Raw genomic sequence first — 12,575 nt, forward strand, 5'->3', positions numbered from 1 at the left:
CGTTACAATGTGATTTTGTCTTCATACCAAGGAGAAAGCTAGATCAATAAGGTTAATCTAATTTTCCTTCCACATGGAGTGAGATGAAAGCCCATTTGCTACCAAACTACTAACAAATCAAAACTACATGATGAAACCTTTCCGCAAGTTTCCGCTACTGGTGCCAGTAGTGCTGTGTGCAGGGATGCAATTTCCAGCACAAGCACAGGCGCTCACGGCTATGTCAAGGTCATTGCCTGACTTGGGCTTAGCTTCCAAAAAGTTAGGTGACAATTTATACCTGGGTCAGCCTGCTGCCCAAGGGGAGAGTACATTAATGCTGGCTGTAAAATCTGCTCTAAAATCGGAGAAAGCAGTTGCCATCACAGTATCAGGAAGAGTAACAGGTGAAGACGGTACCGGCTTGCCTGGTGTAAGTGTTGCCTTGAAAGGAACATCTGCAGGCACTATCACAGATGTGAACGGCAGTTACTCACTTACTGTGCCTGATGGACAGGAAAACGGGACGCTTGTTTTCTCCTACATCGGCTATAATGCACAGGAAGTGCCGATCAATAACAGAAGCACCATCAATGTTCAGCTAGCGCCAGATGTGACAGCGTTGGAAGAGGTGGTGGTTATAGGTTATCAGACCATCCAGAAAAAAGACCTGACAGGTGCGGCTTCTGTTGTAAGCCCCGAGGCTGCTAACCGCGTTACGGCCGCCACGGTAACAGAATCTATTCAAGGCTTGGCTCCGGGAGTTACAGTGCGTAACTCAGGCCGGCCGGGAGCAGGTGCAGCCGTTGATATACGGGGAGTTGCCAGCTTTACGAACACCAATCCCCTGTATGTGATTGACGGGATGATTGCTGATGCTACTCCTACCATTAACCCCAATGATATTGAATCTATCCAGATCCTGAAAGATGCCTCTGCGGCAGCTATATATGGTTCAAGGGCCGGTAACGGGGTTATCATCATCACAACCAAGCAAGGAAAAGCAGGCCCGGCCAAAGTAGGCGTTTCTATTAAACACGGTGTGCAGCAGTTGCCAAGGCTATGGGATGTGATGAACTCAGAGGAATTTGCCGCTACGCAACGACTGCAGTATGAGAACTCCGGCGCTACACCACCCGCCAGCGTTTCCCTTACGCCCCCTCCTGCTACAGGCCCTAACAGCGTAAGACACTGGACCGAGACAGACACAGACTGGCAGGATGAGGCAACACAGCTGGGAACACTGGCAGATTATAACGTAACCTTATCAGGAGGTTCAGAAGCCGGTAACTATCTACTTTCAGGGTCATACTTCACTAACGAGGGCGTTGTAATTGGCAACTCATTTGACCGGGCCAGCTTGCGCCTGAACACCCAGGGAACAAAGGGCAGGGTAACGTTTGGCGAAAACCTGGTGTTGACGCACTCCTGGGAAGAGCGACCTCTGCTGGTTAACCCTTTCTACGACATGCCGCAGTTGCTGCCGGTTATCCCGGTGAGAGATCCGGCTTTGGTTAGCCTTCCTGATAATCCAGGAGGTTGGGGATTAGGCGATCAAACAGCAGCCCCTGTTTACGCCTGGAACTACATTGCCATGACCGAACTGTTCAACACCACGCACAGATTCACCAGGGCAGTAGGTAATGCTTACGCCGATGTGAAGCTGTTAGACTGGCTAAGCTACCGGTTCAATGCGGGACTAGATGCTGGGTTCGACTTTCACCAGAACGTGAGAACTCCCGGTAACTGGGTGCTCGCCCAGCCATTTGAGCCCAGCCACGTGTACCAGAACCGGCAGAACTTTCATTCGTTGCTGTTTGAGAATACACTTAACTTTAATAAGGAGTTTGGCCGCCATAGTATCAACGGTGTAATAGGTTACACGCAACAGTGGAATAAAAGAGAAGTGATGGAAGCCAGACGCAATGAGCTGGTGAGTTATGGAGGTGAAACCTTTACCACTATAAGCTCTGCTATTGGCGATCAATCCTCAGAAGGTGGTATACCAGTTGACTACCGCATTAACGGTACGTTGGGAAGGTTAAACTACACTTTTGATGATAAGTACCTGCTAACCCTGACAGGCCGTTATGATCAGGATTCCCGCTTTGCTTCGGAATACCGTAATGGCTTCTTCCCTTCTGTAGCCTTGGGCTGGAGAATAAGTGAGGAGGATTTCCTGAACGTAGATTGGCTGTCAGACCTGAAGCTGCGCGCCTCCTATGGCCAATTGGGTATTGTTACTGTTGGCTCCTGGGATAACATTGGTGTAATTAACCTCAACCCAAGGGTAGTTTTCGGTTCGAATAACGATATCATTGCCGTAGGTTCCTATCAGGCACGCCTGGTAAACCCTGACCTTCGCTGGGAAACCCGAACTTCTCAGAACTATGGTTTTGATGCAGCCTTCCTCAATAACAAATTACTGGTAACGGCTGAGTATTATCACTCCCTGTCTGAAGATGTGCTGGTTGCCCTCGAGATACCTTTCTATACCGGTAACCTGGGCGGTGCTCCTTTTGTGAACGCTGCTTCTATCAGTAACAGGGGTTTTGAGTTCTCCGCCACGTACCGCAGTTTTGAGAATGCCTTTAAATGGGATGCCTCCGCTAACTTTACCACTATCAAGAATAGGGTAGAGGATGTTGGTAACCAGGGAGAGGGAATAAACTACATTGTAGCAGGGAATACCCGCTCTCAAATTGGCCGCGGTGTAGGAGAGTGGTATGTCATACGAACAGATGGTATTTTCCAGAGCGAGGAGGAGGTGCTGAACCACACAGATTCAGACGGTAACGTAATCCAGCCTTTCTCTAAGCCAGGTGATATCCGGTTCGTAGACCTGAACGATGATGGGCAGATAAACGACAGAGATAGGGACTTTGTCGGATCACCTTGGCCTACACTGCAAACGGGAGCGCAGTTCAACGCTTCTTACGGCGGCTTTACCTTTAACCTGCAATTGGTGGGGGTATTCGGACAAACAGTGTACAACGACGTGCGGAGAATTCTTGATTCCTATGTGAATACAAACTTCCGCAGCGATATTAGCCCCTGGACACCAACAAACACCAATACCTCAGATCCTAGACTGGCTCGAAATACAGAGCAGGGTGTGATATTGAACAACCGTGGTGATAGTGATCGCTGGCTCGAAGACGCTTCTTATGTGCGGGTACGCAACTTAGAAATAGGCTACAATCTGCCGGCAACGCTCCTGAGCCGCATCCACACCAACAACGCGCGCGTGTTCATCAGTGGGCAGAACCTGCTGACCTTTACGGGGTACTCAGGCCTTGACCCGGATGTAACGGGTACCAGCCTTCTGGAAAGAGGTTTGGATGCCGGAAACTGGCCGGCGAGCCGTGTATATTCACTTGGCCTGAATTTTGAGTTTTAGTGCTTACCCAAAAGAAGAATCTCTTTATGAAAAAGATATTATATTTTATGTTGGCAGTTGGGTTAACGATGACCAGCTGTGAAAATGACCTGGATATCATTAATCCTAATAACCCTACCGAAAACGATTTCTGGCAGACTGCCACGGATGCAGAACAGGGGGTTAATGCTATTTACAGCACCCTGCACCGGGGGCCTATCGTGCTGTGGCAGTGGTTTTATTATACCGTGCGCTCCGATGAGGCTTTTAGCAGGAGTCCCAGGGTAGACATTCCGAACAACATGGACAAGTTTCTGATAACAAACTATAACTTTGGTGAAACCAACTGGATCTATGGGGATAACTACATTGGTATTTTCCGTGCCAACCAGGTGCTGGCGAATGTTCCGGACATAGAAATGGACCCAGACTTGAAAGCTCGCCTGCTCGGAGAGGCTAAATTCTTTCGCGGCTTTTTCTACTACAACTTAGCCAGTTTATACGGAAACGTGCCTATTATCCTAGAGCCGTCTACTACCACTATGCAGCCCGCAAATGCCACCAGGGAGGCTGTGTATGCACAGGCAGCACAGGACTTAACAGATGCTGCGGAAGTACTGCCACTCAGTTATTCTGGTGCCAATGTAGGCCGCGTGACAAAAGGCGCGGCGATGGCTATGCTGGCAAAGGCTTACATGCAGATGCGCAATTATCAGGCAGCTTATGAGCCACTGCATTGGCTGGTGGAGGGACCTGGTAGCGAGATCTATGGTCTACTGGAGAATTACCGGGAGAACTTCCTTTCCACGACAGAGAACAACAAAGAGTCAGTGTTTGAGTGGCAGTTTGCTACCAATGAGTCTGAGTTTACAGACAACGACGTGCAGACACCTAACCAAAACTACGGCTCACCGCTTGCCCAGTTTATTGCACCGGCCAATATCGGCTTCTCTGATGCTGAGATACGCCGGTGGGTGGTAAACGAGTTCCACGAAGAAGAGACGGTAACGGGAGAAAGAGATCCGCGTTTGTCTGCTTCCTTCTTCTTCGACTCAACTGATGTGAGAGGACCAGAGTTCAGCATGATCTACGGGCAAACTTTCGCACAACGGTATGGGCCGAATGATACAAGGGTATGGGTAAGGAAATTCGCAAACGATGCTGAGCCAGGCCGTACAAGAGAAGGCTTCCGATCTGCCAACAACTACCGCTTTGTCCGCTATTCTGATGTGCTGCTAATGTATGCTGAAGTCCTGAATGCACTTGGTAGAACACAGGAAGCATACCAGTATGTGGACAGGGTAAGGGAAAGAGTTGGATTGGCTCCGTTAGCTGTTGTTAAGCCAGGTTTAAGCCAGGAGGCGTTCCTCGAGCAAATAATGCACGAAAGAGTAACGGAACTCGCTGGTGAAGGCCACCGCTGGAATGACCTGGACCGATGGGGTTACTTCGAAAGCCAGGAGAAGTTAAATGAACTTATCGAACGGGACCCTGCCTTCTCTACCTTTATGCTGGACAGGCACCGACTCTTGCCTCTTCCACAGCGGGATGTCGATATAAATCCGAACCTGGTACAGAATCCTAATTATTAATTTTAGTATATTATTTCAGGGTCCTGGGAGTTGCTCCGGCAACTCCCAGGACCCTGAAGTTTTTTATTATACTATCCCGGTGGCAAGTATAAAACTTAAAGCCGGAAAGAAACTAATTTTACCGAAGTATGAAGCTCCTCAAAAATAAAGTTCTTATACTTCTTTTAGGGCATCTGCTTTTCGTCTCCTGTAAAGAGGACGACCCAAAGAATAATTCTGTTACGCCGGTGCCTGTAACGGGTGCGCCGGAAGACCTGCCGCCGGTTGATACCTCCACGCCTAATCTGAGCATTGCGTGGGAGGAGGATGCTGTCAGAATGTCGCATCAGGTATATTCTGCAGAGTATGGGCGGGCGCACCGGGTAAAAGGAGACACGGTATTATTTACCTATCACTTCGGCCCACCCGGAAATGAGTGGGATAACATTGCCATCAGAAGAAGCACCGACGGTGGCGACACCTGGTCTGAAGCCGAGACTGTAATGGCCGACGATAACCCCAAGTATTACGGATTTTCAAACCCAGAGCTGATCACGCTTCAGAACGGCGATGTTATTTTAGCCTATACCGGACGCGGTAACCCGGATGATAACGCGCACGCCAATATCCAGATTCGAATCAGCAAAGACCGTGGCTGGACTTTTGGACCACCTCAGATTGTAGCCACAGGCCGCTCCTGGGAGCCCGCCATGATACAACTGCCTGACGGCGAAATCGAGCTCTTCTACTCCAGTGAAGCCCGTTGGTGGGCTGGACCAGGCGCGACAGCCGATCAGCAGGAGATATTGATGGTGCGCTCCACAGACAACGGAGCTACCTGGTCTCATCCTGTTCAGGTGGCGTATACGCCGGGCATGCGCGATGGCATGGCAGTACCGCTTGTGCTGCAGGATGGCAAAGGCATCGTTTTTCCTGTTGAATCAGTAAAGAATTCAGCTTCTCCCTGGATTCTATGGTCGTCGCTGGAGGCAAGATGGAATTATGCTGGGGTAGGCACCCTCTATAACGAAAGGCGCTGGCTCGCGACAAGTGAACCTATATGGGGCGGAGCTCCCTTTATTATCCAACTCCCAACTGGCGAAACAGTGCTGTCGGTGCAGGACAGAGGCGGCAGAGCCATTGGTTCTGACTGGAAAAAGAATACCATGCTGGTGCTGGTGGGTAATAGTGTTGCCAAAAACTTTACGAATACCAGTTATCCTTGGCCAGGCCTGCCCCTGTATGAAGGAGCATATTACAGCTCCCTCTTTCTCAAAGACCCTCAGACGCTCGTTATTGTCACAACCCGGAACTATTTGGACGGGCATAGTGAAGTGTTCTGGAAGGAGGGACATATACAGTAACTGATAGCTTGCTACTGTAGAGCACGTAGCGCATTGTTGCCATTCGCTGCCTTTGCTGTACTATAGCTGGTGCTTCTGATGTTCTTTCTTATACTGCAACGGCGTAATGCCTGTTAAATCCTTAAACTGTTTATTAAAATTAGAAAGGGTGTTAAAGCCGCTCTCATAACAAACCTGGCTTACCGTCAGGTCTTGCTCATGCAGTAGTTTGCAGGCATGCCCGATCCGCACTTCGCTCAGAAAGTCAGAAAAAGATTTGTTAGCCCTCGATTTAAAATAGCGGTTAAAGGAGCTCTGCGACAAATTTGCAATAGCAGCAACTTCTCCAAGGCTTATTTTATTTTTGAAATGGAGCATGATGTGCTCATAAACCCGCCCAATACGATCTGTGTCTGCTTCCGTGCTCGGGTTAATGTAGCCCACATGGGCAATTTCAATGCATTCGTCTGAAAGAGCAAGTGTATTCATAATGCGGAGCAACTGTATAATGCTATCCACCCCTGTCAGGTGCAGCAGTTCTTCCATCATATGGCTTACAACACTTTTTGTGTTGCCATGCACCTCCAGCCCCTGTTTAGCCCTTGCAAATAAATGGTAAAATAGTTCAAACTCTTCTTTTTTAGAAATACAGCCGCCCAGAAAGTCTTCCTCAAAATAAATGACGATGCCTCGTGTTTGTAGTAAACTGTTCTTGTGGAGGTACTCATTATCGCTTCGCCAAAGGTGAGGCAGGTTGGGTCCTATGAACACAAGGTCGCCTTCCCAAAAGGCCCGGATGCTATCGCCGACAAACCGTGTCCCTCTACCTTCCTGCACCAGAAATATCTGGTACTCCTGATGGAAATGCCAGCTCCGGTCAAAGTAAGGGGCAATGAGTTCTTTCAGAAGAAATGATTTTGAGCCTGGTATGGCTGACTTCCTGACTGCTGCTTTCATTAATTGTGCCTAATGATGCTCTTAACACACTGATGATCTTTAAAAGATAGTAATAAACAGTCAGAATTGGCTTGAAAAGAGTAAAACTTAATTCAATTTTATTAGGATAATTGTTAAGGGATAAAGATGAGTGGGTAGTCACATGTAGTAACGGGAGAAAAGCCCTAAACCTCTTAAGCCATGTGTAAAAGCTGCCTCATTATGCTATAGATATCCAGATTTAAGAAGCAGGCTTATGAAATTAAAAATAATAATGTGCTTGTCCTTTCTGTGGGTTCTGGCTGTACAGGTTAGAGCGCAGGACCTGAAGCAGAATATATCGGTGCACGATCCGGTTATGATAAAGCAGGACGATACCTATTACCTTTTCTCTACAGGTCGGGGTATAGCTGTCTGGTCATCAAAAGACATGCAGAACTGGAAGCGTGAAGAGGGTGTCTTTTCTGAGGCCCCAGCATGGGCCGTCGAGGCTGTTCCTACATTCAGGAATCACATCTGGGCACCTGATATCAGCTACCACGACGGCAGGTATTACTTATATTACTCTGTTTCAGCATTCGGTAAAAATACATCCGCCATCGGCCTGGCCACAAACGCCACTTTAGATCCAACAGCCACAAACTATAAGTGGGTAGACCATGGCAAAATTATACAATCAGTGCCAGGGGAAACTAACTGGAATGCTATTGACCCAAATCTGATCACAGACGCATCTGGTACTCCATGGCTCTCTTTTGGCTCGTTCTGGGATGGCCTAAAGCTTGTAAAACTAAACCAAGACAGGATGAGCATCGCAGAAAGCACAGAAAGTTTGCCTACAATCGCAAGCCGTAAAAAAGACACTTCTAAAGAAGGCGAAGCATCTGTACGTGCAGGTGCTAACGCAATCGAGGCGCCTTTCATATTCAGGAAAAACGGCTATTACTACTTGTTCGCTTCCATTGATTATTGCTGCAAAGGTGAAGACAGCACTTATAAAATGATAGTAGGCAGAGCAGAAGATGTTAAAGGGCCTTACTTGGACAAGGATGGCGTTCCTATGGATAAGGGCGGAGGCACATTGGTGCTAGCAGGAAACAAGAACTGGCATGGGGTGGGGCACAATTCAGTTTATAATTTCGATGGGAAAGATTACCTCGTCTTTCATGGATATGACGCCTCAGATAAAGGTAAATCAAAATTGAGAATAGAAGAACTAAGTTGGAGTAAAAATGGCTGGCCTGAAGTAGCGACTCACTAAATGCCACAGGGCCATACACTATAAGCATACAATAATTTTACACTTCCATAACTCAGGCTATACTAGCTTTCTGAAGGCAACAGGTGTAACTCTAGTAGTAGCTGCCAGGGAAGTAGAAACTGGGAACACTTTAAAATTATAACCATCTGAGTGTATAAAAACAGGATAAGTGATTATACACTTATTTTAATTTGCGTATGTAAATTTTTTTTAGATATATTTATAAATGTAAAAATAACATTTCTTAAGATGCTTGCCTGATCAGCTTAATTTACAATATCTGTATAGGGGGTGCTTTAGATATACTGCAGCACCATATCATGCAGGTGGCTGCAAGTGTCAATAAAACACCATAGATACCAACAAAAAAGTGCATCAAACAAAACTGTTTTTATGAAGAAGTTACTGTATATACTCGCTTTTGGTGGCACCCTGCTAGGTGGCTGCTCACAAAAGGCGCAAACAGAACAAAGTGCACAGGCGCTGTCTCCTGCCAAGCGCGTTGAAATTCTCTTTCTTGGGCACAACAGCAAGCATCACAATTCTGAGAAGTATGCGCCCATGCTGGCCATGCCTTTGTTTCAGAAGGGGATAAACATTACCTACACAGCCGACCCTGCGGATCTGACGCCAGAAAACCTGAGCAAGTATGACGGCCTGATGATTTACGCCAACCACGAAAAGATTACGCCAGAGCAGGAGCAGGCGGTGAAAGGCTTTGTAGAGGGCGGCAAAGGTCTGATTCCGGTACACAGTGCTTCTTTCATGTTCCGAAACTCCGACTGGTATGTAAATACGGTAGGCGGGCAGTTTCTAAAGCATGACACAGCCACTTTTGTTGCTGACATCACTAAGCCGGAGCATGAAGTAGTACAGGGTTTGTCAGAGTTCCCGACATGGGATGAGACGTACGTGCACAGCAAGGTGAATCCGGACATGACGGTGCTGATGGAGCGCGTGGAAGGAAGCCACCGGGAGCCTTGGACCTGGGTGAGAAAGCAGGGCGAGGGAAGAGTCTTTTATACTGCCTACGGCCACGATGAACGCACCTGGAACAACCCCGGCTTTCATAAGCTGATGGAGCAGGGCATTCTATGGGCAGTAGGCGATAAGGCGAAAGACCAGCTGGCGCGACTGAATATTCCTACCCCAACCTTCAGTGAGGCGGATATACCGAACTATGAAAAGCGCGATCCGGCTCCAAAATTCCAGCACCCGCTTTCTCCGGAGGAGTCTCAGAAACTGGTACAGGTGCCTGTAGACTTTGAGCTTCAGCTGTTCGCGTCTGAGCCTAACGTTATCAACCCTATTGCCATGGCCTGGGATGAGAAAGGCCGCCTTTGGGTGATTGAAACAGAGGATTATCCGAATGAGGTGCGTGACGAAGAGGGCGTTGGTAAGGATAGAATCAAGATTCTGGAGGATACTGATGGTGACGGCAAAGCTGACAAATTCACCGTTTTCGCAGATGGTCTAAATATCCCAACCAGCCTTACTTTCGCCAATGGCGGAGTTATCATCTCCATGGCTCCGCATTTTGTCTTCCTCAAGGATACAGACGGAGACGACAAGGCTGATGTAAAGGAAAAAATTATTACGGGCTGGGGTAAGAGCGATACCCATGCGGGTCCCTCTAACCTGAAATACGGCCTCGACAATAAAGTATGGGGTGTACTGGGGTACGCCGGTTTCAAGGGAACTGTAAGCGGGCAGAACCTGGCTTTCAGCCAGGGCGTTTACCGTTTCGAACCGGACGGAGAGAACCTGGAGTATCTGGGAAGAACCTCCAATAACACCTGGGGACTTGGCTTCTCTGAGGAGTTTGACGTGTTTATCTCCACTGCCAACGGCCTGCACAGTGCCTACTTTGCTATGCCGAACCAGTACATCAAAAGAGTACTGGTGGGCGGTTCCGGAAATACAGTATTCAGAACAGACTCTCACTACGACATGCCGCACCTGACGCCTTACCTGCGCCAGGTAGATTACCACGGAAGCTACACAGCGGCGGCAGGGCATAACCTGTATACCGCCAGAAACTATCCGAAGTCATACTGGAACAGGGTAGGCTTTGTAGCCGAGCCGACAGGGCGTGTGCTGCACAACGCCATTCTGGAGCGCAAGGGCGCGGGCTATACCGAGAAGAACGGCTTTAACCTGCTGGCAAGCTCAGACGAATGGTTTTCGCCGGTGCATGCAGAAGTAGGGCCGGACGGAGCCGTGTGGGTGGCAGACTGGTACAACTTCATCATTCAGCACAACCCGACACCACGTGGTTTTGAGAACGGAAAGGGCAATGCTTATATCAACCCGCTAAGGGACAGCAAGCATGGCCGCATCTATCGCGTGGTGCATAAAAACGCTAAGCCTTATAAGCCGATGCAGCTGTCTAAAGACGATACAGAAGGACTGCTGGCAGCGCTGAGCAACGACAACATGTTCTGGCGCACAACAGCACAGCGCCTGATAGTGGAGAACCAGAAGAAAGATGCCATTCCAGGCTTGTACAAACTTATAAATGAACAGAGCATGGATGAGATTGGCTTAAACAGCCCTGCTGTGCACGCCCTCTGGACATTACATGGTTTGGGTGCATTGGATGGCTCTAACGCGGAGGCAATGGAAGTAGTGAAGAAAGCCTTGTCTCACCCTGCTGCCGGCGTAAGGAAAAACGCAGTGCAGGTGCTGCCTGAAAATGAGAGAAGCCTGAACTACATCATAGAAGCCAACCTGATCAACGACCCGGACATGAAAACCAGAATGGCAGCTGTGCTGGCCGTTGCTGATATGCCTGCCTCTGCTGAAGCCGGGGAGCTGCTGTATGAAGCAAGTATGAAGGCCGATAATGCGGAGGATGAATACATTCCGCAGGCGTTCTTCGCAGCAGCGCTTACACACCAGGCTGGCTACTTCGGGGCAGCTCCGAAAGATGAGCACCTGGGGCACAAGCCAGACTCTGTCCTGACCCTCTCGGAGCGGATTGTGAAGAGCGCGAACCAGGAGAAATATGTTCTTGACAGGAGATCTCCTATCATGTTCCCACCGGACGTAACCGGGAAAGAGATTACAGTAAGAGCTTCTATCGGGCCGGCAGGTAACGGAATGGAAGGTGTAATAGTGGCACAGGGTGGAAAAGACGCAGGATACAGCCTGTACGTGCAGGACAATAAACTACACTGGCTGGTGAAGCAGGGAGGTAAAACCTATAAGGCAGTATCGACTGCAGCCTTGCCGGGAGAAAGGTTCAATGTTGTTGCCAGTCTCTCTAACGGTGGGCTGATGAGCGTTCTCGTGAATGATAGAAAAGTGGCGGAGGGAAAGGCCCCGGCGCTGTTTGCCTCGGCCCTGCCAGTGGCGGATGTACGCGTAGGCCGTGACCTTGACGACGAGAACAAAATCGGAGATTATCCTGAGAGGTTCTTCTTTAGAGGTGATTTTGGAAGAGGTAGCTCTTTGGAGCTTAAAAAGCCTGCGGCTAAAACAGCTATGGCCTCCACAAGCAAAAAAGCAGTGGCACCTGCAGCCAAAGCGGCTAAGAAAACTGCTTCGGCTAAAACTGCCACCGCTAAGACTGCGGCAAAGGCGGCAACCATCAACATCAAGGTGGTGGAGCATGAGATGAAGTTCGACAAGGAGTCTTTCAGTGTGAAGGCCGGCCAGAAGGTGACCATCAACTTCTCCAACCCTGATTTCATGCAGCACAATCTTGTAGTCATCATGCCGGGTACGCTGGAGAAGGTTGGAAAGGCAGCCGATGCGCTTGCCCGCGACCCGAAGGGTGCAGAGAAGAACTATATCCCGAACATGACAGAGGTTATCGTCGCCACTCCGCTGGTAGACCCGCAGGGCCGGGAGACGCTGGTGTTCACGGCTCCCGATAAGCCGGGTGAGTATCCTTTCGTGTGCACTGTGCCTGGCCACTGGCGCCTGATGAATGGCATCATTAAAGTAGAGGCAAGCAACATCTAAGACTTTAGCAAAAGGTAAAACACAGCAAAAGAAATGAGTTTGAAAGACATCAAGTTTGGCGTGAGCACCTGGCTCTGGACCTCGCCCTTCAGCACCGACACCGTCTCCCTCTTCCCCAGGATAAAGGAGATGGGCTA

General features: G+C 49.0%; 6 protein-coding genes. 5 read left to right on the forward strand and 1 reads right to left on the reverse strand.

Annotated elements, in window-relative coordinates:
* The first annotated feature begins 127 nt into the window (after positions 1-127).
* The 3 genes from ACFS7Z_RS21500 (at position 128) to ACFS7Z_RS21510 (ending at position 6,293) form a co-directional block, all read left to right on the forward strand.
* Positions 128-3,379: a SusC/RagA family TonB-linked outer membrane protein gene (locus ACFS7Z_RS21500; protein ID WP_377489333.1), complete on the forward strand. Its 3,252-nt coding sequence runs from the start codon at positions 128-130 to the stop codon at positions 3,377-3,379.
* 26 nt (positions 3,380-3,405) lie between these two features.
* Positions 3,406-4,950, forward strand: a complete 1,545-nt coding sequence (locus ACFS7Z_RS21505; protein WP_377489336.1) for a RagB/SusD family nutrient uptake outer membrane protein — start codon at positions 3,406-3,408, stop codon at positions 4,948-4,950.
* Positions 4,951-5,078: 128 nt separating this feature from the next.
* Positions 5,079-6,293 (forward strand): sialidase family protein, encoded by a 1,215-nt coding sequence (locus ACFS7Z_RS21510; RefSeq protein ID WP_377489339.1) that lies wholly within the window; start codon positions 5,079-5,081, stop codon positions 6,291-6,293.
* 60 nt (positions 6,294-6,353) lie between these two features.
* Here ACFS7Z_RS21510 and ACFS7Z_RS21515 read toward each other — a convergent pair whose 3' ends face one another.
* Positions 6,354-7,229, reverse strand: coding sequence for an AraC family transcriptional regulator (locus ACFS7Z_RS21515; protein ID WP_377489342.1), 876 nt, complete (start codon positions 7,227-7,229; stop codon positions 6,354-6,356).
* A gap of 235 nt (positions 7,230-7,464) precedes the next feature.
* Here ACFS7Z_RS21515 and ACFS7Z_RS21520 point away from each other — a divergent pair, with 235 nt between their 5' ends.
* Entirely contained in the window at positions 7,465-8,469 is a 1,005-nt protein-coding gene (locus ACFS7Z_RS21520) for an arabinan endo-1,5-alpha-L-arabinosidase (RefSeq protein WP_377489345.1), read from the forward strand.
* A 393-nt stretch (positions 8,470-8,862) separates the two neighbouring features.
* Positions 8,863-12,438, forward strand: a complete 3,576-nt coding sequence (locus ACFS7Z_RS21525) for a PVC-type heme-binding CxxCH protein (protein ID WP_377489348.1) — start codon at positions 8,863-8,865, stop codon at positions 12,436-12,438.
* Positions 12,439-12,575 lie beyond the last annotated feature (137 nt).

Origin of the sequence: Pontibacter toksunensis (genome assembly GCF_042686245.1) — a bacterium.
Classification (GTDB): Bacteria; Bacteroidota; Bacteroidia; order Cytophagales; family Hymenobacteraceae; genus Pontibacter; species Pontibacter toksunensis.